At 54.1% G+C, this 19,185-nt stretch carries 19 protein-coding genes; 7 read left to right on the forward strand and 12 right to left on the reverse strand.

Going from position 1 to position 19,185, the window contains the following annotated elements; genetic code table 11:
• The first annotated feature begins 256 nt into the window (after nucleotides 1–256).
• A complete protein-coding gene (locus tag FHS30_RS11135; protein ID WP_183910555.1) occupies nucleotides 257–937 on the forward strand; it encodes a GGDEF domain-containing protein in 681 nt (226 codons plus the stop codon).
• On the opposite strand, the gene FHS30_RS11140 is transcribed toward FHS30_RS11135, so the two are convergent.
• The 6 genes from FHS30_RS11140 to FHS30_RS11165 all read right to left on the reverse strand — a co-directional run bounded on the left by FHS30_RS11140 (nucleotide 934) and on the right by FHS30_RS11165 (nucleotide 7,486).
• Nucleotides 934–2,490 carry an alkaline phosphatase family protein gene (locus tag FHS30_RS11140; RefSeq protein ID WP_183910556.1) on the reverse strand — a complete coding sequence of 519 codons (1,557 nt, stop codon included), beginning with the start codon at nucleotides 2,488–2,490 and terminating at the stop codon, nucleotides 934–936. The two genes, FHS30_RS11135 and FHS30_RS11140, sit on opposite strands and share 4 nt — an antisense overlap.
• Entirely contained in the window at nucleotides 2,483–3,985 is a 1,503-nt protein-coding gene (locus FHS30_RS11145) for a succinylglutamate desuccinylase/aspartoacylase family protein (protein WP_183910557.1), read from the reverse strand. Before FHS30_RS11145 ends, FHS30_RS11140 begins: the two co-directional genes overlap by 8 nt.
• Before the next feature lie 73 nt (nucleotides 3,986–4,058).
• Nucleotides 4,059–4,745, reverse strand: a complete 687-nt coding sequence (locus tag FHS30_RS11150; RefSeq protein ID WP_183910558.1) for a hypothetical protein — start codon at nucleotides 4,743–4,745, stop codon at nucleotides 4,059–4,061.
• 163 nt (nucleotides 4,746–4,908) lie between these two features.
• A complete protein-coding gene (groL, locus tag FHS30_RS11155; RefSeq protein WP_183910559.1) occupies nucleotides 4,909–6,549 on the reverse strand; it encodes a chaperonin GroEL in 1,641 nt (546 codons plus the stop codon).
• A 47-nt stretch (nucleotides 6,550–6,596) separates the two neighbouring features.
• The gene (locus FHS30_RS11160) at nucleotides 6,597–6,890 is read right to left on the reverse strand and encodes a co-chaperone GroES (protein ID WP_183910560.1); all 294 of its coding nucleotides are present in this window, start codon (nucleotides 6,888–6,890) and stop codon (nucleotides 6,597–6,599) included.
• 176 nt (nucleotides 6,891–7,066) lie between these two features.
• Nucleotides 7,067–7,486 carry an FxsA family protein gene (locus FHS30_RS11165; RefSeq protein ID WP_183910561.1) on the reverse strand — a complete coding sequence of 140 codons (420 nt, stop codon included), beginning with the start codon at nucleotides 7,484–7,486 and terminating at the stop codon, nucleotides 7,067–7,069.
• A gap of 125 nt (nucleotides 7,487–7,611) precedes the next feature.
• On the opposite strand from FHS30_RS11165, the gene FHS30_RS11170 reads away from it, so the two are divergent.
• A complete protein-coding gene (locus FHS30_RS11170) occupies nucleotides 7,612–8,379 on the forward strand; it encodes an SDR family oxidoreductase (RefSeq protein WP_183910562.1) in 768 nt (255 codons plus the stop codon).
• A gap of 66 nt (nucleotides 8,380–8,445) precedes the next feature.
• Here the strand turns inward: FHS30_RS11170 and FHS30_RS11175 are convergent, their stop codons facing one another.
• The gene (locus FHS30_RS11175) at nucleotides 8,446–9,465 is read right to left on the reverse strand and encodes a DUF481 domain-containing protein (protein ID WP_183910563.1); all 1,020 of its coding nucleotides are present in this window, start codon (nucleotides 9,463–9,465) and stop codon (nucleotides 8,446–8,448) included.
• Nucleotides 9,466–9,529: 64 nt separating this feature from the next.
• Between FHS30_RS11175 and FHS30_RS11180 the strand changes: the two genes are divergently transcribed.
• Complete coding sequence (locus tag FHS30_RS11180; RefSeq protein ID WP_183910564.1) at nucleotides 9,530–9,841, forward strand: MGMT family protein; 312 nt, start codon at nucleotides 9,530–9,532, stop codon at nucleotides 9,839–9,841.
• Here FHS30_RS11180 and FHS30_RS11185 read toward each other — a convergent pair.
• Nucleotides 9,810–11,069: an AmpG family muropeptide MFS transporter gene (locus FHS30_RS11185; protein ID WP_246341288.1), complete on the reverse strand. Its 1,260-nt coding sequence runs from the start codon at nucleotides 11,067–11,069 to the stop codon at nucleotides 9,810–9,812. The genes FHS30_RS11180 and FHS30_RS11185 overlap by 32 nt on opposite strands.
• 97 nt (nucleotides 11,070–11,166) lie before the next feature.
• Between FHS30_RS11185 and FHS30_RS11190 the strand changes: the two genes are divergently transcribed.
• On the forward strand, nucleotides 11,167–12,048 hold the full coding sequence (locus FHS30_RS11190) for an ATP-binding cassette domain-containing protein (RefSeq protein WP_183910565.1): 882 nt from the start codon (nucleotides 11,167–11,169) through the stop codon (nucleotides 12,046–12,048).
• A gap of 4 nt (nucleotides 12,049–12,052) precedes the next feature.
• Nucleotides 12,053–13,024 carry an ABC transporter permease gene (locus FHS30_RS11195; protein WP_183910566.1) on the forward strand — a complete coding sequence of 324 codons (972 nt, stop codon included), beginning with the start codon at nucleotides 12,053–12,055 and terminating at the stop codon, nucleotides 13,022–13,024.
• A 12-nt stretch (nucleotides 13,025–13,036) separates the two neighbouring features.
• On the opposite strand, the gene FHS30_RS11200 is transcribed toward FHS30_RS11195, so the two are convergent.
• Nucleotides 13,037–13,519: a YajQ family cyclic di-GMP-binding protein gene (locus tag FHS30_RS11200; protein ID WP_183910567.1), complete on the reverse strand. Its 483-nt coding sequence runs from the start codon at nucleotides 13,517–13,519 to the stop codon at nucleotides 13,037–13,039.
• Between the two features lie 112 nt (nucleotides 13,520–13,631).
• Between FHS30_RS11200 and FHS30_RS11205 the strand changes: the two genes are divergently transcribed.
• Entirely contained in the window at nucleotides 13,632–14,600 is a 969-nt protein-coding gene (locus tag FHS30_RS11205; protein ID WP_183910568.1) for a hypothetical protein, read from the forward strand.
• On the opposite strand, the gene ampE is transcribed toward FHS30_RS11205, so the two are convergent.
• The 3 genes from ampE to FHS30_RS11220 form a co-directional block, all read right to left on the reverse strand.
• The gene (gene ampE / locus FHS30_RS11210; RefSeq protein WP_183910569.1) at nucleotides 14,575–15,444 is read right to left on the reverse strand and encodes a regulatory signaling modulator protein AmpE; all 870 of its coding nucleotides are present in this window, start codon (nucleotides 15,442–15,444) and stop codon (nucleotides 14,575–14,577) included. The two genes, FHS30_RS11205 and ampE, sit on opposite strands and share 26 nt — an antisense overlap.
• Before the next feature lie 2 nt (nucleotides 15,445–15,446).
• A complete protein-coding gene (ampD, locus tag FHS30_RS11215; RefSeq protein ID WP_183910570.1) occupies nucleotides 15,447–16,001 on the reverse strand; it encodes a 1,6-anhydro-N-acetylmuramyl-L-alanine amidase AmpD in 555 nt (184 codons plus the stop codon).
• Between the two features lie 85 nt (nucleotides 16,002–16,086).
• Nucleotides 16,087–18,405 carry a DUF1631 domain-containing protein gene (locus tag FHS30_RS11220; RefSeq protein ID WP_183910571.1) on the reverse strand — a complete coding sequence of 773 codons (2,319 nt, stop codon included), beginning with the start codon at nucleotides 18,403–18,405 and terminating at the stop codon, nucleotides 16,087–16,089.
• 217 nt (nucleotides 18,406–18,622) lie between these two features.
• Between FHS30_RS11220 and FHS30_RS11225 the strand changes: the two genes are divergently transcribed.
• A complete protein-coding gene (locus tag FHS30_RS11225; RefSeq protein ID WP_221197262.1) occupies nucleotides 18,623–19,138 on the forward strand; it encodes a retropepsin-like aspartic protease family protein in 516 nt (171 codons plus the stop codon).
• The last annotated feature ends 47 nt before the right edge of the window (nucleotides 19,139–19,185 follow it).

Genomic DNA, 19,185 nt, shown 5'->3' on the forward strand with positions numbered 1-19,185 from the left:
CAAAAGAAAATCTATTTGGGCATTAACGCACAGTCTTCAAGGAGTGGGACCAAGCGCCTTGAGGATGGATCTATCTGTCCACAGGCTACCCGTTCGGCCCAATAGAGCGCCATTGCGCCCTGTCATAGCGACGCCTGCACTCGCCAAACTCTCCGGCAAAGCCGACACCAGTGGAAAATAAGGCTATTCACACAAGGGGGCTTATAAGCCTACACTTATACCCAAATCTTCAATGCATCGGATGCCAAGCTACCGCATGAAAACGTCGCCGGACACCAGCCAGTGCCCCAAACCCTCCTGTCCCGCTGGCGATGACGACTGCCCGCTGATCATCGAATTGCGGCAGCTGCGGGAGCTAGCGCGCACCGACGGCCTCACAAAACTGTTTAATCAACGCCACTTCCGCGACGCATTGGCGCAGGAAATGGAGCGCACGCAGCGATCGTTTAACCCCACGAGTCTGATGTTCATTGATCTAGATTTATTCAAGCGGGTCAATGACCAGTATGGACACGAGGCGGGCAATCTTGCGCTGGTTCACTTAGCAAAATTACTGCAGGAAAATTTGCGCCGGCTGGACGTGGCCTGCCGCTACGGCGGCGAAGAATTCGTTGTCATTTTGCCCGGCACCGATCTGTTCACTGGGCGCTTTGTGGCCGAGCGATTGCGCGAAAAACTCGCACAAAGCCCAGTGGCGCTGGAGACAGGGCCGCTGCACATTACTGCAAGCATCGGAATCGATACCTACCGGCACTCAGATTCAGATTCCGCCGAACAATTTATCGCCCGCACAGACAAGTTGGTGTACCAAGCCAAGGCTGCAGGACGCAATTGTGTGGTGCACGGCATCACCGATGTGCGCGTAGATACCCACATCAGCGCCGACGAAAAGGCCGCTCTTTCGGACGCCTTTCGCAGCACCGATAAGAAATCTTAACGCTTGTTGACCGCCTGGGAATCAAGCCCAAGCGCGTGGCGCATGACGTGATAGATATAATTTTGTTCGTGGGTTTGGTGAAACAAATGCGCCCAAGGACCGCCGGCATAGATGGCCACATCTTCGGCCGCGTGAGTTTCATAATCCAGTGGCACAAGACTTTCTTGGTGGTAATTCAATTGCGTGGTATCCGTCTTAACGGTGACATGGCGTCCAGCCGTGGGCGCCTGGGCCCAACGCTCCGCCAAGCCTTTCCGAGCAGCAAAACCTTTACCATTGTTGTAACCCAATACAGTGTAGGGTCTACCGTCCTTTGCTAGGGTTGGCTCAGTTCGTGGGCGGCCGTCGGCGTTCGGCTCATAGACAAATCCCAGCACTGGATTACCCCGCACTGCGTGATTGCCCCCGATGGTAAATACATGACTGTGATCGGCGGTAACAATAACCAGCGTTTCGTTTAAATCGACCATCGCTAGCGCACGCGCAACCGCTTCGTTTAAAGCCTGACCTTCCGCCAGCGCGCGTGCTGCATTGCCCGCGTGATGAGCAAGATCAATGCGCCCCGCCTCCACCATTAAGAAGTAGCCTGCGCCACGTTGCTGCAGCACACCGATGGCGGCCTCAGTCATGTCGCCGAGTGACGGTTCGACATGGGGTTCACTCATTCGATCCGCATCAAAGGCCATATGCGAGGGACTAAACAAGCCTAGAATCTTACTGGTTTTGCCCTGTGACACCAGGTCGGAAAGTTGTTCGCCACTCCACACAAAGGCGCTGCCTTTCGTGCGCAACCACTGCGCGATTAAGTCACGACCATCGGTGCGCACTCCGGTTTGATCGGGGTACTCTGGGTCCACGCTTTGTACGGGTAAAAAATTGCGCCGCCCGCCACCGAGCACCACATCGACCCCATCACCGTGTGAAAAATCCATCAACTGGCTGGCTATGTCTTTACAACCTTGGGCTTTAGCGGCTGCAGGTAGATCCGCATCACTTTCCCAATCGCGACTGGCCGCATGGGCATAGGTGGCCGCCGGCGTGGCATGGGTAATGCGCGCAGTGCTGACGATACCTGTGGCCAAACCCGCGTCTTCAGCTTGCTCTAGCAACGTAACCACAGCGTTGCCTTTGCTGCTGTTGCAATTGCCTTTTTGCACATGCTGATTGACAGAAATGACACCATAATCAGTTTTCACGCCGGTCATCATGGCGCTCATAGTGCCCGCAGAATCTGGCGTTTGCAGATTGGTGTTGTAGGTCTTTGATAGCGCAACATAAGGCAGTTGCTCCCAGGCGAGGCGATTTTCCTCACCGGTTTCGCCACGGCTTTGACCGTCAAAAATGCGCGTCGCGGTCACGGTGGAAATGCCCATGCCATCGCCCACGAATAAAATGACATTCTTTGCGCGACGAGTATTGGGTTGCATTGCGAGCGCCGCTTTCAATGTGGCTTGCCCGTCGGCATACCACTGCTCAGGCGATTCAGCAGTGGCAGCCATCGAAATGCTCAACCCAGCCACGAGACCCATGGCCAAGGCACACTTTTTAATCATCAAAACCTTCTTCCTCAGGTGACAGTGGTTTTGGCTCTTCAAGAACGGTGGGCTTATTTTCACTTTCAAGTTGGCCATCATCATCGGTATCAGCTTCCTCGTCACCGGTGGAAGCGGCCGCGGCCGCGGCTCGGGGCTCGAGGATACCGATGTGATAAGCAGCAAAGCCTGGCAAGACGAATTGATCGAGCGCCATGCCTAGCACGCGCCCCTCATAGGTCGACTCTATGAGTTTTTTTTCGTTGGTAACCGGATTGATGACTTCACCAAGGACATCGCCTTTCTTGACGCGCCCACCCAGTTTGACCTTGCTAAATAAAATGCCTGAGGCATTCGCACGCACCCAGGCTGAGCGGTAATACGCAGGCGACGGCTTAGCCCATAGACTGAAGCTCGGGTACATGCCATTTTTTTCCAACAAAGTGTTGATAGCCTTGACCCCTTCCTCAACCACCCTCACTTGCATGCGCATGGGCTCGCCCGCCTCCAGCGTTACCGCCGGAATACCCGCGCGCACCGTGGCCGCGCGGAGGGAGCTCCCATTACCGCCGGTATTTAATACGGGGATATCACCAAATAAACTCGCAAACTCCGCCACCTTGGGGTTGCGCATGTCGGCGCGCAACTGGGTGATGTTCGTGCGGTAAAAAGAGCCCGTGTGTAAATCCACCAAGGCATCGCATTTTTGAATCACATCCTGAAAAAATGCATGCGCCAAACGCGAGGCTACGCTGCCGCGGGGATTACCCGGAAAATAGCGATTCAGGTCGCGGCGATCAGGCAGGTAGCGAGAATTTCGGGAAAAGCCCAACAAATTGACGATCGGCACGCCCACCACCATGCCGTGTAATTTTTCTGGCGCAAGGTCGTACAGCACTCGGCGAACCATTTCGATGCCGTTTAATTCGTCGCCATGAATGGCGGCAGTTAAGCACAAAGTGGGGCCATCCCAAGCGCCGTTGACCACGAGCACGGGCGTATCTACGGCCATGCCACTAAAGGACTTAGAGGGCGTCCAATCCAAACGGGTCGTGGTGCCCGGCGGCACATCGACGCCCAGTAATTGGCGCACACGATTGGGCACTCGGGTTTCTTCTACCGCGCTCAATCTCACCGCCCCAGCCAGTGCTTCCTGCTCCTGCACTGCATCGCCCGCCGCTGGGGCAAACAACTCGTCTGCCACCGGCGAGTCCACGACATCACGCAGATCGATATTGGCGGCTGTGGGGGCGGCATCGCGGTGCGTTTCCGATTGGATTGATTCGGTGCCCGACGAACTTTCTAAGAGCGTCTCGGGAGTTGAGTTGAAGCCTCCGGCTGTCGAATCCAAGGGGGCACCATCCCGCCGATGAGCCGGTGCGTCCGATGGTGATGCAACTGCCTGCCCCTCTAGTTCGGACGGCTGCACCGTTTCATCCACCTCGGTTTGTGCCAATAGCGGCGCCGAGATCAAGGCGCTCAGCATCGCCACGAATACAAGTCTATTGATCGGCATAAGAGCAACATGGCCTAAGAAAAAGTGTCACTATTGTGCTGGCCCTAGAGGCAACATGCAAACCCCGCCAATGTTAATTAGACCGCAATTTTCCAAGTCGAATTTCATTGGCGGGCCGGCGCCCCGGATGGCAACTTACGGGCTCCCAGGTGGCCATACCGCGCATAGCCTGATCATCCAATTTGCTCACACGAAAGCATTTATCACCCAGCACCACCGCCTGCCGCCCAAAGGCATCCGGCGACAGTTCAATGGGCTCAACCGGGGCTTTCGGGGGCGGCGCGTTCCGTAGCTTTTCCGCAAACTGTGGATTAAACACTCTGCGGTTTTGCGGTTCCGTTGCTTCGCTGGCCTGCCACTCCGACAGAATTCGATCGCGGCTTTGCCGCAGACTGCGTGGTGGTGTGGTGACGGCTTGGGGTATGGATGTGGGCGGGGAATCGTCCACGCTGGGTAACGAGCTTACCTGCGAATCCTCGGGCGTCTCAACGGATGTCGCTGTCGCGCTCGTCGAATTGTCCCGCACGGCGCTGAGGAGCGTCACGCGCAGTGTGTTTGTCGTCGACACAGGTTGCGGAGCCGTCACCGTGATTCCCAACCAAAAGCAACCACCAACGGAGATCATTACTAAGAGCCAAACCCAATCACTGCGGGCAAGTTTGGTCTCAGTCACTAGGCGTTCCCGATGGTAGCGGCGCACCTCAGCCAAGGATAAACCCGCCGCTAGCTTGCGCCGAGCAATAACGTACCTGTCGCTCACCATACGCGTCTTTAATCCTCGGGCGGCAATATTGCGAATGCCCCTTTGGACATTGGTGCGGTGGGTAGAGTTCAACCTGATGCTTTACCGCCAACCATCTACGCTCAAACGCTAGCCATAAAAAAACCCGCCAACAGGCGGGTTTTTTTATGCGGTTGGCAAATTACATCATGCCGCCCATGCCACCCATGCCGCCCATGTCTGGCATTGCAGGTGCAGCCTTATCTTCGGGCTTGTCCGCAACCATGGCTTCGGTGGTAATCATCAAACCAGCGATTGAGCCAGCGGCCTGCAGCGCAGTACGGGTGACTTTCGCAGGGTCGAGAATACCCATTTCCAGCATGTCGCCGTAGGTGCCATTGGCCGCGTTGTAACCGAAGTTACCAGAACCGGCTTTCACTTTGTCAGCCACGACTGATGACTCTTCACCGGCATTGGCAACGATCTGGCGCAGCGGTGCTTCCATTGCGCGACGGGCCAAATTGATACCCGCTGTTTGCTCGTCGTTGTCGCCCACCAAATCTTTGATCGCTTCAACAGCGCGCAGCAGTGCAGTACCGCCGCCAGGCACAACGCCTTCTTCAACCGCAGCACGGGTAGCGTGCAGGGCATCTTCAACGCGCGCCTTTTTCTCTTTCATTTCAACTTCGGTGGCCGCACCAACCTTGATTACAGCAACACCGCCAGCCAACTTGGCTACGCGCTCTTGCAGCTTTTCACGGTCGTAGTCGGAGCTGGTGTCTTCGATTTGAACGCGGATCTGCTGAACGCGCGCTTTGATGTCGTCTGCATTGCCGGCACCGTCAACGATGATGGTATTTTCTTTGCTCAAGGTCACGCGCTTAGCGCTGCCCAAGTGCTCAAGTGTAGTGCTTTCCAGCTCCAGACCGACTTCCTCAGAAATCACGGTGGCGCCAGTCAGGATGGCGATGTCTTGCAGCATAGCTTTGCGACGGTCGCCAAAACCTGGCGCCTTACAAGCGGCTACCTTAACGATACCGCGCATGTTGTTCACAACCAGTGTGGCCAGCGCTTCGCCTTCAACGTCTTCGGCAACAATGATCAGAGGCTTGCCGGCTTTTGCAACGGCTTCCAATACGGGCAACAACTCGCGAATGTTGGAGATTTTCTTGTCAACCAATAACAAGAAGGGGCTCTCGTGCTCGGCGATCATGTTGTCTTGGTTGTTAATGAAGTAGGGCGACAGGTAACCGCGGTCGAACTGCATACCTTCTACGATGTCCAGCTCGTTTTCCAAGCTGTTGCCTTCTTCAACGGTGATCACACCTTCTTTGCCGACTTTTTCCATGGCTTCGGCAATGATGCCGCCGATGGAGTCGTCAGAGTTGGCAGAAATGGTACCCACCTGGGCGATAGCTTTGCTGTCGGTGCAAGGCTGAGCGATGGATTTTACGTGTTCAACGGCGGCGATTACGGCTTTGTCGATACCGCGCTTCAGATCCATGGGGTTCATGCCCGCAGCAACGGCCTTCAAGCCTTCGTTGACGATAGCCTGTGCCAAAACGGTAGCAGTGGTGGTGCCATCACCGGCGTCGTCAGAGGCTTTGGAAGCCACTTCTTTCACCATTTGCGCACCCATGTTTTCAAACTTGTCTTCCAAGTTGATGTCTTTTGCCACGGACACACCATCTTTAGTGACGGTAGGCGCGCCGAAAGATCGCTCTAGCACAACGTTGCGGCCCTTTGGACCCAGCGTGGTTTTTACGGCATCAGCCAGAATGTTCACGCCCTGAAGCATTTTTTGACGGGCGTCATTGCCAAATTTTACGTCTTTTGCAGCCATGTTAAATTCCTCAAAAATTAGTGATTACAGGTCGGTGACAGAAAAACTTAGTCTTCCATCACACCGTAAATTTCGCTTTCGCTCATGATGATCAGCTCTTCGCCATCCACCTTCAGGGTGTTGCTGTCGGCGTAGCGACCAAACACAACCTTGTCGCCCACCTTGACTGAAGGTGCGCGCACATCACCATTGTCCAAAACCTTACCGGTGCCTACAGCAACCACTTCACCCTGATTGGGTTTTTCTTTAGCGGCGCCAGCCAACAGGATGCCACCTGCAGATTTGGCTTCCTCTTCGTTGCGGCGAACCACTACACGGTCATTCAATGGACGGATTTTCATGGATTTTGTCTCCAAATTTAGCGTTGCTAAACAATGATTAATGCTGGCCTGCCGGCCCGACCTCTCAAATAGTGCCTTTCAACACATTTTCAAGGGCTGCAACCAACAAACGGTTTTATTTCGTGAGGGGTAAATGGGGGCCTGAAACTGGATTTCAACACCCTATCGTAAAAAAATTAGCGATCGCGACGGTATTCGCCCTCGATGACATCGGGATCGGGCCTACCGGCACCGGTGTGAAAACTGCGCACCTGAACCCGGCGCAAGAGCGCCGCAACCAAGATTTGGCGGAGGCCCGGTGTCAGGCACAAAAATCCGATCGCGTCGGTAAAGAAACCCGGCACCAGTAACAGCATGCCACCCAGAGCTAAAAAGACCCCCTGCACGAGTTCTTCAGCAGGTAATTCCCCGGCCTGCATACGCGCCTGGGCGCGCATCAATGCACTGAGACCTTGGTGCCTGAGCAAAGCCAACCCCAGCACGGCAGTGGCAATTACAAGCAATACGGTCGGCAGTGCGCCAATAACGCCCCCCGCTTTGATCATGAGCCACAATTCGAGCATGGGGAGCAGTATGAATATCAATAGCAATGGCATGAGGCCTCCTTTTTACCCCTTTAATGGCGTCAACTTTGCTTTTTTCAAGCTTGCGGCGCTTGGCTAGCCCCATGGTAGACTTTTGAGCCCAGAAATACATTTGCCTGGTCACACCAGAGGAACCCATGAAATTATCAGCATCTAACCTTGTGATTACCGGTGCCAGTCAGGGCATTGGCAAAAGCATCGCCCTGCGCCTAGCCCAACAGGGCGCCAATCTTGCCCTGCTTGATGTCAACGCAGACGCGCTGCAGGAGGTGGCAAGCGCCTGTCAATCCGCCGGCAGTCCAAAAGCCCTCGCACTCACCTGCAACGTGGCCCGCGAGCAAGACGTGATCGACACCTTTGCCACTATCGCGCAATCCTTCGATCGCCTAGACGGACTGATCAATAATGCCGGCATCACCCGTGATGGCATGCTGCTGAAGGTCAAGGACGGAAAAATTGACAAACGCATGGCGCTTGATCAGTGGCAGCAGGTGATTGACGTCAATCTGACCGGCGTCTTTTTGTGTGGCAGAGAGGCGGCGTCGATCATGGCGCTGCAAGCCAATGACGATGCCGCAATCATCAATTTGGCCAGCATTTCGCGCGCCGGCAATGTGGGGCAAAGCAATTACGCGGCCGCCAAGGCCGGTGTCGAGGCGTTAACTGTGACCTGGGCAAAAGAGCTGGCGCGCTACAAAATTCGCGCTATGGCCATCGCCCCCGGCTTTGTAGAAACAGAAATGACCCAAAGCATGAAGCCCGAGGCGCTGGATTTAATTCGCATGGCCGTGCCCCTAGGTCGTATGGGGCAGCCCGACCATATTGCTCAAACAGCACAGTTTATTCTTGAAAACGATTACCTCTCAGGGCGTACCATTGAAGTGGATGCAGGCTTGCGTATTTAATACGCCGTTTAATCCGCATAAAAAAAGCCCGGCTGTTACCGGGCTTTTTTTATGCGGCGGCAAAAATTACCACTGGTACCCCACCCCCACAGTGATACGCGTATCCAACTTATCTTTGCCAGGTTGCGGCTGATTGTTGAAATCATACTCGTGCTTCAGTTCGCCAAAGATACCGCCCACCAATGGCATGGCAATGCCTGTGTCGGCGTCCAACTGCCAATTGGCGTTGTCTTCATTTGAGACCACGTAATTGGAACTGTGGAAAAACTCTGCCCCAAAACCAAATTTGTGTCGGTAATTCAATCCAGCAGTCCACGCCATGCGCTTATCGCGCGCTTCAAAATCCGGAGTCACAATTGCCGGGGTCTCAAATTGTTCATCTACGTAGCTGATGCCGCCACGTAGAGATAATGCCGTGATATCGTTTTCCCAAAACTGATAACCCAACCCGCTACCGACACGGTACTTAGTCTCAATGGCTTTGGCATCGTCGAAACCATAGCCCAGGGTATTACTCCAGAACCAACGCTCCGCAAAAAACCAATCAAACTGGTATTCCAGAAGCGCGCGCTCCTGCTTGGGTTCAGGTTTTTTATATTTGGAATCAAATTGAATTTTACTGCCGTGCCGGTAATCGCCTCGACGGTATTCGTTGAAGGCATCCAGCACCCAAGTATCTTCGACTTTATTACCCCGATCTTGGAACCCTGTCAGGCTAATTTTGCCTGTATAGGTAGAAGATCCCAGCAAAAACGCCTCATAGGGCTCCACTTTATTGATGGTCAGCAACGGTACGTCGCCGGTCTTACCGCCGGCACAGCTGAAATTAACTTTTGGTCCATCCATGCCGACAATGGCACAGGCCTCCTCATGACCGTCGATTTTCACCAGTACGCTGCTTTCTATGTTATCAACGTTAGACTTAGCGATGATCATTTCACCCAAAGCATCGGATACCCAGACCACGTTTTCGGCGTCCATCCCTTTAATCTCGCCGGCCAAGCTGTCGCCATTTTTGAGTGTCAATTTGCCAGCTGCAGCCGACTGCGTCACTATCAGCATCAGCACGGGGACCAACCACTTCATACCTATTTCCTTTTCTCTTTAAATATCTTTAGTGCGGCGAATTTTAGACGATATACGTATCAAAATGAAAACAGATGACTTTACCATCAGGGTCTACACCCTTCTGCACGCCATTCCCGCAGGCCGCGTGACCTCCTACGGTGGGCTCGCTGCCATGGCCGGACACGCGGGTCGAGCCCGCATGGTAGGCGCGATACTGCGGCGCTTGCCACCGGGCTCACATCTACCTTGGCACCGCGTCGTCACCGCCAGCGGTAAACCGGCTTTTCCCGCTGGGAGCGACGCATTCAACCAACAAAAGGGCTTACTGGAGGCTGAGGGTGTGGTGTTCGCAGGCGCACGCGTTAACTTGAAGGTGTTTGGCTGGCAACCATAGGTGCGCGCCACGGCGCTACCTTGACCAACAGCGCCATGCCCGGCAATGCCACCAGCGCGCACACTAAAAAGAACGGGTACCAACCCAACTGCTCTACCAGCCAGCCCGTACTCGCATTCACAAAAGTGCGCGGCAAGGACGCCAAAGCAGTAAACAATGCCAACTGCGTGCCAGCAAATAACGGACTCGATTCTCGGGCCATAAACGCAGTAAAGGCGGCGGTTCCCAAACCCACGCCCAAATACTCTGCACCAATTACCAACGCCAAATACCAGAGGTTAGGTGCCTGCAACGCCAACCAAGCAAAACCCAGTATGGTTAGCATTTGCACCACGCCAAATATCCAGAGTGCGCGATTAATTCCCCAGCGCAACATCAGCAGTCCGCCGAATAGTCCACCAATAATGGCGGGCCACAAAGCCGCATTTTTCGCCACCAACCCAATGTCGGACAGGCTGTAGCCCATATCAATATAAAACGGCGTCGACAGTGCGGTGGCCATGTTGTCGCCCAATTTGTAGAGCAACATAAACAGCAACAACAGCAAACCGCCCCGCCAACCCATGCGTTGCCGGAATTCTTTGAAGGGCGCCAGAACGGAGTCGGTAAAAGAGCGCGCCACCGCGTTGTTCGTGGGAGCCTCCTGAAACCAAAAGGTCGATAAAATAGCTACACCCATAAATGCCGCTACGATGCCAAACACCGGCCCCCAGGGCAGTTGATCGGCCAGAATCAGCGCCAGCGATCCCGGGATTAAACTCGACAGGCGATAGGCCTGCACATTGATAGACAAGCCCAACCCTAACTCCGCATCGGGCAGAATCTCCCTCCGGTAGGCGTCTAGCACAATGTCTTGCGTGGCACTAAAAAATGCCACCGCTGCACTCAGGGCCGCTACCCACCCCAAGGACGCAATGGGATCAATAAACCCCAGCGCACCAATCGATACCAACAGGCAAAGTTGTGTGACCAACATCCAACCTCGACGGCGCCCAAGAAATGGCAGCGCGTAGCGGTCCAGTAGCGGCGCCCACATAAATTTCCACGTGTAGGGAAATCCAATTAACGCAAAGAGACCAATTTCCGCCAGCCCCACTCCCTCAGAGCGCAGCCAAGCAGGTACCAACTGAATCAAGATGTACAAAGGCATGCCCGAGGCGAAGCCCGTACAGACACATACCATCATGCGTCGATTGAAAATGGCTTTGCGGTAGTAATTCCAGTCCATAGTTCCCCCATTAGCGCTGGCTGCACGGTAACAGAATCACACAGCCACCTGCCAGTTGTTATACTGCAGCGCTAAACAGCGCACGGGACGGGACAGCGTGACAAATCTTCTGCAAGTACACGAACTGCGCAAAAGCTACGGAGCCCACACCGCCGTAGATGGCATCAGTTTTAGCATTCCAGCCGGGCAATGCTTTGGCCTGCTGGGACCGAATGGCGCGGGCAAAACAACCACCATCGAAATGATCGAGGGCATCGTCAATCCGTCTAGCGGTGTGATTACCTATCGCGGCAAGCCGCGTGATGAGACCTTTAAACGGGAAATTGGCATTCAGTTTCAGTCCACCGCACTGATGGATTATTTGACAGTAGATGAAGTCTTGGCACTGTTTGCCGGCTTATACCCTCAGCCTCAACCCATCGATGCACTGGTGGCGCAATGCCAGCTTGGCGAATTTCTAACCCGCGATGCTGCAAAATTGTCTGGTGGTCAACGCCAGCGATTACTCCTAGCGCTGGCGTTAATTAACGACCCAGAACTGGTGTTTCTCGACGAACCCACCACTGGACTCGATCCTCAGTCACGACACAATTTTTGGGAGTTGGTTGGAACCATTAAGGCACAGGGCAAAACCATTGTACTGACCACGCACTACATGGATGAGGCCCAGCACCTTTGTGATCAATTAGTCATCATGGATCGCGGGAAAATCATTGCGCAGGGCACGCCCGATGCACTGCTCAACCAGCACTTTGATGAAGTCTTTGTGTGCTTGCAAGCCGGTGCTTTGAACTCTGATCTGGCCACGCGATTTCAAGCCGAGCGCGTGCGCGACCAATGGCAACTGGCGTCAAATGACGTACAGCAAACCCTCGCTGACCTGATGGCTGCCGATGTGTGTCTAACCAGCCTACAAATTCGCCCGCCCACACTGGACGATTTATTTTTAAAGTTGACCGGGCACAGCCTGCGCGAGTAAACCTATGAAACGATTACTCACACTGTTCATCGCACGCAATAAAGAGTACTACCGCGATAGAAGTTCGCTCGTGTGGTCCTTTATCATGCCGCCACTCATTATTGGCCTAGTGGCGCTCGCCTTCAGTGCTGGCGGCCAACCGATGTTTAAAGTGGGGCTCATTGACACCGCACCCGAGCGCTTTTTCGATCCCGACTTGGTGCAATCCATTGCCATTGACGACACTAAATACGGGCAATTGCGCGTGGCCCACCACCAGCTCGACATGCTGGTAGCACCGCCGAATTATTGGATTAATCCCAATAGCCAAAAAGGCAAAGTACTTGAAGCGCTGCTCACACAACCGTTAACCCGCAATGAAGTCGCTGGTCGAGCGGTGCGCTATGTGGACTGGGTAGTGCCGGGAATACTCGGCATGAATCTGATGTTTTCCGGGCTGTGGGGCATCGGCTATGTCATCGTCCGGTATCGTAAAAACGGCGTACTCAAACGCCTGCAGGCCACCCCCACCCGACCCCTAGAATTTTTAGGCGCCCAATTGATCTCGCGCATGGTGATCATGTTACTGGTGAGCAGCATCGTCTATCTCGCTTGCGACGCCTTTTTAGATTTTATGATGCTCGGCAGCTATGTGGATTTACTGATCGTGGCCATCGTAGGCAATCTAAGTATGCTCGCCTTGGGTCTAGTGGTGGCCGCCCGCATCACCAGCGAAGAGTTCGCCAATGGCTTGCTCAACTTTATAAGCTTCCCGCTATTAATGGTCTCCGAAGTTTGGTTTTCGCTCGATGGTGCCCCCAATTGGCTAATTCAGGTGTCCAATTTTAGCCCGCTCACCCACATGGTTAAGGCGGCGCGGGCGATCATGGTGGACGGCGCTAACCTCTGGCAGGTCAGCGATCACATAGTGGCACTACTGGTTATGTCGGCGGTACTACTGGCCTGCTCCGCAAAGCTGTTTCGCTGGCAACCTTAATGCGCCACTATTTTAGTCGCGGAAATTATCGTATTGCAGAGGCATTTCGATATCTGCCGTGCGCAGCATCGCAATGACCGATTGTAAATCGTCTCGCTTTTTGCCGGTTACGCGCACTTGATCTCCTTGTATTTGCGCCTGCACTTTCAGCTTCTTATCCTTGATCATTTTGACGATCTTTTTCGCCAACTCAGTTTCAAGCCCAGTGCGCACGGTCACCGGCATACGCGTCAACTTGCCGCTCATGGTGGGGGCGCCCACCTCCAGACAGGCAATATCGACCCCAGCTTTGTGTAGCGCGCCCTGAAAAATGTCGAGCATTTGCTGTACCTGAAACTCCGCCTCGGCCACCAAGGTAACCACATAATCTTGGCGTTCGAATTTAGCGTCCACACCTTTAAAATCGAAACGGGTAGTAATAATCCGGCTAGACTGATCTACACAGTTAGTGAGTACTTGCTTGTCGACATCAGACACAATATCAAAAGAAGGCATAGTATTTGGGCTCCACGGGATTGAAGGGCGCGATAATACCAGAAGCTTGGTGCGGCTCACTTGCGATCATCGCAATCTGAGCTATTTTTAGGGTTAAGGCGGAGACCCTGTAATGGATAACAATCAAAAGCTTACCTACCTCCAGCTGCACTACTCAGATGCACTGTTTAGCGGCGCAGCGGACTACCGCAGCTGCTTATCAGCACTTGCTCCACTGGCCCTTAAATACCCCGTTTTGGCCTATGCACTCTTTGAACACGAAGTTCACCTGTTGGTGGCAGGCGATGCGGCGAGTGCGAAAAACCTAATGAACTCGCTGTTGCAGGCCCTCACCGGCGAGGCAGATCACCCCTTGCTGGACCAGTGTGAGTATCGGTCTCTGCCCGCCCAGCAACTATTACCTCAGCTCCTCCATGTACACCAACTCGCTGTGACCTTCGGCCTAGTGGCCAATGCCGACGTATACCCATGGTGCAGCCACGCTCACTATGCGCATTCGCAGGCCATCTCACCGTGGCTAGCAAGCGAAAGTGTTTGGCGCGCATTAAATGTTGGCCAGCACGGTCGCACCCGCGCCTACAGTGCATTTCTAGACAAGTCACAAGCGCCCAGTCAAGCGCTTGCGGAAACAATTGGGGCTGCACACTGTACGCAACGCTGCAACGCCAACACCGTCATTGATCAGGTGCTCGAAACCTACGGGGTTACGCTCACCCAATTGCAGCAAACACGCATGCGGCGTAGGCGTACAGAGCTGGCGGGGATAACTGCCGCCATTTGTGCGTACATGGGCATGTATGACGTCGCACTGCCCACGCTGGAGACAACCTTTGGATTACCGAGGGAAGATATCGATGCCTTAGCGCGCAGCGCGAGCCGCAACCACAGTCAATATATTGTCCAAACTGGAAATGCTCTGGGCGACTATATAATGACGGGGCTCCCAAGAAGCCCCTATTTAAATAACTCGTCCGATGCATCCCTTGCGCTGGAGCAACGCGACCCGTTTAACCTCACGGGCCTCATTGGCTTGGCAGCTGACGAGCGAACGGATATCAGCCCCCCACTAACAGAGCGATAAGGGCGGCAGCACAAACCCACAATATCAACGCGCGCCCCATTAAACTGACCAACTGATCAATCTCTTTTAAGGCCGCGGCATCACCGGCTGCCACCTCGCGAATTAGCGCACCGTCCAGACTCAAGGCGCCGCGATTAAAGGCCTCCACTACCATGGGCGTCGGGCTTTTCATACAGAGCCCAAGCACTCGCCAGCGCTCGGCGCTGGCCACAAAATCCCCCACTACGGCCACCGATAGGTAATACAAGCGCGCCACCGGCCACTCTAAGATCCACAGCAGGCGATGACTCAGCCCACGGGTCTCACTGGCGAGTTCAGGCGCACGGGCTGCCTGTGCCGCCAGTCGATATAACAGCGCCCCCGGCGCACCGAGTACTGCAAACCAAAAAAGCACTGCGAACATCCGCTCAAAGCCACGGTAGCTCACGGCTTGGAAAGCCTCAGCATGCACGCCCTCCCAGCGACCATCGGTTTGACAGGAGGCCTCACCATCCAAACGCAACGCGTCCACCGCTTCGCAGGCGGCGGCCTTGTCTTGATCCTGCCAAGCATCGCGGTAATTCTGCACCAGAGCATCGAGCCGACCACGCCCGAGCGCGTACAGCAACACAGGGATATTAATCACCAATAGCAAGTGCGATGACAATTGGTACTGCAACACTAGGCACACGCCAAACAGGATAACTACGGGCAAAAACACCAGTAACAGCAGTTGCACCAACGCCCCGCCCCAATTGGCCACACGTTTGGTTCCACTTACAAATAAGCCGTCCTGCTGCAGCGGCCCACCCGAGCCCCACAGCTGCACCAACAGCAACACACACAAAAGACTGAGAAAACCCATTGCTATGCCCCCAATAAGGATGTGTAGTAAGCCCAGTCAAAGGCTTGCCCAGGGTCAGTTTTTCGCTCTGGCGCGATATCAGAATGGCCCACGATACGCTCAGGCATAAGCATGGGGTACCTCCGTAAGAGCTCCTTCGTCACAACCGCCAAAACATCGTATTGTGACTGACTATAGGGGGTTTCATCGGTACCCTCCAGCTCAATACCGATCGCATAATCATTACAATTTGGCCGGCCCTCAAAGGACGACTCACCCGCGTGCCACGCCCGTAGGTTGAGCGGTACAAATTGCACTAACTCGCCCGACCTTCGTATGTACAGATGGGACGAAACCCGTAAACCTTTGAGCTTCTGATAATAGGGATGCGCAGAGCAATCGAGGGCATTACAGAACAATTGCTCCACGGCGTCCCCACCAAATTGTCCCGGCGGCAAACTAATATTGTGAATGACTAACAATGAGATGTCCGCGCCCGCAGGTCGCTCATTAAAATTAGGCGAGGGGCAGCGTCTGGCAGAAGACAGCCAAACATCGGGTGATGAGTCTGTGTGCATCGAAGGCGTTCCTGCTCGAACAAACCGCGCCCCAAGCAGTATATCTTGGGGCCCAAGCAGGAGAGTATATTAAGAAACGCGGCCTTTAACGACCACGAGTTGAACGCAGATTGCCGATTACCGCTTCGAGCGCGCGATCGAATAACATACCATCGTCGAGCGACTGCAATTTTCCATCGCGCAGGGCGTCGGCAAATTCAGCGGCGGTCTTTTCCGCAACCTTCATACCCGAGCGATTAACAAAGATATATTTGCCCGTCGCTTTGATGATGGCCGCCAGTCGACACCGATACTGCTGCCCTTCATCGTGATGCTCAAACCAGCAACCTGGAGACATGCGCGCCACCTGGGCAAGAAAGGGATTGTCTGCCTGCGCGGTTGGTTCCGCGCTAGGTTCTTCCGGCAGTGCAGCAATCACCGTTTCCACCATAGCCTGAGGTGTTGGATCTACCGCACGCGGCTCGTCGGCCGCAGTGGAAGTCAGGGCCTCAGTCGCCTGTGGTACAGACTCTTCAATAGCCGCTGCAGGCGTTTCATTGGCCGCAGGTGCATCTTTGACAGTGGGCACAACAACCGGCGCCTTTAACCGCTGTAGATGTACCGCCTGCAATTGCTTAAACAGTTGCGTCATTTCGAATGGGTTATAGGAGACGCTCTCAAGCCCCGTGCGCAATCGTTTTAGCAAGTCAGGCACCAACTGCAACATGCGTGCGCGCGCCTCCTTGTCTAAGGTTGCGCACACGCTCCACACCAAGTCAGCGGCGGTCTGCAAAGCCTCCTTCCATTCATCGCTGTCGGTATCATGCTTTAGACAAATCAAAAATAGCACGTTACCCCAAGCTTCCTGCAGCAAGGTCAACACCGGTGCGGGTAAATTCCTACCGTCAATTAAAGTCAAAATACTTTGATTAACCAACGCCCTCGCCCGCTCAGACTTGGCCTTGCCATCTTCAGCATCTAATGTGCGCTGCTCTAAAATGGACGCTCTTCGTTTTTCTTTTTCAATAAAGGAGACAAAATCGGTGAGCATTTCGCCAAAAATCGACACGTCGCTATCAAAGTCTGTGATTAGCTTCTGAACAATGCCGTCGATTTTCTTAAACAGTGTATCTTTTTCACCGCCATCGCCCTGCCAACCCAAAGCGGCCGTAGCGAGTTCGTTAAGTAGCCGCCGTGCAGGGTGTCCGCCCTTGCTAAAAAACGTTTTATCAGCAATGGCAACTTTCAACAAAGGGATTTGCAAGCGCCCCAGCAATGCTTTCATAGGCGCAGCTAGATTGCGATCGTCGAGAATGAACTCAAACATCATGTTGACAAGGTTGATGATGTCGTCGTCCAGTTGGCCCAGTTTTTTACCGTCATCACGTGCGCGTAAAACGTGGTCGAGCACAGATTTGATATTACTTTGCCCACTGGGTAATTCGCGATGCTGTAATTGAGACAACAAGCGCATGACGTCAGTAGTGCCGATAGTATCACCGGAAAAATCGGTGCCGAGCAGATCGCCATTTGCGCTCTGCTCGCCGCGCTGCTCGGCAAGTAATTGTTGCAGCGTCGATAGCACTTCACTCTCGCCACCACCGGCATCCTGCGTGCGATTGTCTGCACCAGACGCTGCCACGCCACCCGCCTTTGAGCTTGCAACGGCAGGCGCTCGGGCTTGCCGTTGTGGGCGTTGTGGACCTTTTAAGGAAGGCAGTACATTGTGTTCGATCAAGGTTTTGTTAACGTCCTCATACAACTTACCAAGTTGCGTCACGACTAAACGATCAAACAATTTAAACAATACGAGTCGCGCTTTAATGTCCAGCGTCATGCAGCCAGTAGCCGCCACAAAACCTTCACACAGCGTATCAGGACCAAGCGGATTGTTTTTTTGGTACACCTTCACCGGCACTAGGCTGTCCAGCCGAATAGCCACATGTTGAATTGGCTCGGCAAAACGCTCGTTGGCTTTTTGGATCATTGAATCCGTCGCCACCAACTCTTCCAATTCGTCGTTCTGCACAAGCGAAAGACTGTCGATAGACAGTTCACCAGCATAGATATCGTCCTGCTCAGCGCGCGGCGCGTCAGAGGACGCTAAACGCGCAAAAGCGGCATCAATATGGTCGGCAAAACCCGTCTCCACGGTGCGGCGCTTGAGCCGAACTTCACGCATAGATTCGAAGAAAAGGTTTTGATCTTGGTTGTTGACCGCGCGATCGGCAAGCTCAAACAATGAGTCATCGGCCTTGTCGAACAGGGTTCGCAGCAGGCCCGCAATCACCTGCTTCCCCTTCAGCTGAACGGCGTGCACCGGTGCCGGCAGACGAGCCAACAAGGCGCGATCTAAGCGCTTGGCGTCCGCTTTGGAATCTGGCTTTAACGGCACTACATTTGCCCCTTGGGGTCCCGTCGACATGGTTGCACTCCACTATGGATGGCGCTGTGAACTTGCTGAATCCGAAATTCAGCGGAATCCTAGTATAATCAACCCTAGCAACTTACCTAGTGGCGACTGCCGACTTCGAGAAATCCATCACATCGTGTTATAAGTATTCGCTATTATCAGAACTAAAGTCCCTAGTGGAAGTGGATCAAGCTACCTCTGGGCTATAACGTCAGGAAATACAGCCACCATGCCCTATTCTTCAACTGCACCCATGGGCCGCACCATGCTGACCCTCTGTTGGGTTGTGGCGCTAGGCCTATTGACCCTTATTTTCGGCCGCTGGGAGAGCCTCCAGATAAACCCCAACCAAGACCCGAATAGCCAACGCTCGCTGACAAGCACCCAGGTTATCCTGCAAGCCAACCGGCAACATCACTATATCGCCAATGGCAGCATCAACGGCCAATCGGTTGTTTTTCTACTGGACACCGGAGCAACGCACGTCTCTGTTCCGGCACACCTCGCGCCCGCCTTAGGGCTGCAGCGAGGCAGCCCCATGACATCGCAGACAGCCAATGGCAACATCACCGTCTACGCCACCAACATTGCACAGCTTTCACTCGGTGATATCACGCTGGAAAATCTCAGAGGCGCCCTAAACCCCGGCATGACCGGCAATGAGGTTCTACTTGGCATGAGCGCGCTAAAGCAACTGGAAATCCGCCAAAAAGGCGATACCCTCACCCTCATTCAACACCACTAGCCTCACTGACACCGCAGTGAAAGATGCTGGTACAATGCGCCCAGATA

The sequence above is a fragment of the Simiduia aestuariiviva genome, from assembly GCF_014192475.1.
Classification (GTDB): domain Bacteria; phylum Pseudomonadota; class Gammaproteobacteria; order Pseudomonadales; family Cellvibrionaceae; genus Simiduia; species Simiduia aestuariiviva.

Bases quoted from the DNA above. Each gene is read 5' to 3' on its own strand.
- FHS30_RS11165 (WP_183910561.1), bottom strand. From the start codon at position 7,486: ATGCCATTGCTATTGATATTCATACTGCTCCCCATGCTCGAATTGTGG.
- FHS30_RS11200 (WP_183910567.1), bottom strand. From the start codon at position 13,519: ATGCCTTCTTTTGATATTGTGTCTGATGTCGACAAGCAAGTACTCACT.
- FHS30_RS11140 (WP_183910556.1), bottom strand. From the start codon at position 2,490: ATGATTAAAAAGTGTGCCTTGGCCATGGGTCTCGTGGCTGGGTTGAGC.
- FHS30_RS11135 (WP_183910555.1), top strand. From the start codon at position 257: ATGAAAACGTCGCCGGACACCAGCCAGTGCCCCAAACCCTCCTGTCCC.
- FHS30_RS11195 (WP_183910566.1), top strand. From the start codon at position 12,053: ATGAAACGATTACTCACACTGTTCATCGCACGCAATAAAGAGTACTAC.
- FHS30_RS11170 (WP_183910562.1), top strand. From the start codon at position 7,612: ATGAAATTATCAGCATCTAACCTTGTGATTACCGGTGCCAGTCAGGGC.
- FHS30_RS11145 (WP_183910557.1), bottom strand. From the start codon at position 3,985: ATGCCGATCAATAGACTTGTATTCGTGGCGATGCTGAGCGCCTTGATC.
- FHS30_RS11160 (WP_183910560.1), bottom strand. From the start codon at position 6,890: ATGAAAATCCGTCCATTGAATGACCGTGTAGTGGTTCGCCGCAACGAA.
- FHS30_RS11225 (WP_221197262.1), top strand. From the start codon at position 18,623: ATGCCCTATTCTTCAACTGCACCCATGGGCCGCACCATGCTGACCCTC.
- FHS30_RS11175 (WP_183910563.1), bottom strand. From the start codon at position 9,465: ATGAAGTGGTTGGTCCCCGTGCTGATGCTGATAGTGACGCAGTCGGCT.
- FHS30_RS11220 (WP_183910571.1), bottom strand. From the start codon at position 18,405: ATGTCGACGGGACCCCAAGGGGCAAATGTAGTGCCGTTAAAGCCAGAT.
- groL (WP_183910559.1), bottom strand. From the start codon at position 6,549: ATGGCTGCAAAAGACGTAAAATTTGGCAATGACGCCCGTCAAAAAATG.
- FHS30_RS11180 (WP_183910564.1), top strand. From the start codon at position 9,530: ATGAAAACAGATGACTTTACCATCAGGGTCTACACCCTTCTGCACGCC.
- ampE (WP_183910569.1), bottom strand. From the start codon at position 15,444: ATGGGTTTTCTCAGTCTTTTGTGTGTGTTGCTGTTGGTGCAGCTGTGG.
- FHS30_RS11205 (WP_183910568.1), top strand. From the start codon at position 13,632: ATGGATAACAATCAAAAGCTTACCTACCTCCAGCTGCACTACTCAGAT.
- FHS30_RS11185 (WP_246341288.1), bottom strand. From the start codon at position 11,069: ATGGACTGGAATTACTACCGCAAAGCCATTTTCAATCGACGCATGATG.
- ampD (WP_183910570.1), bottom strand. From the start codon at position 16,001: ATGCACACAGACTCATCACCCGATGTTTGGCTGTCTTCTGCCAGACGC.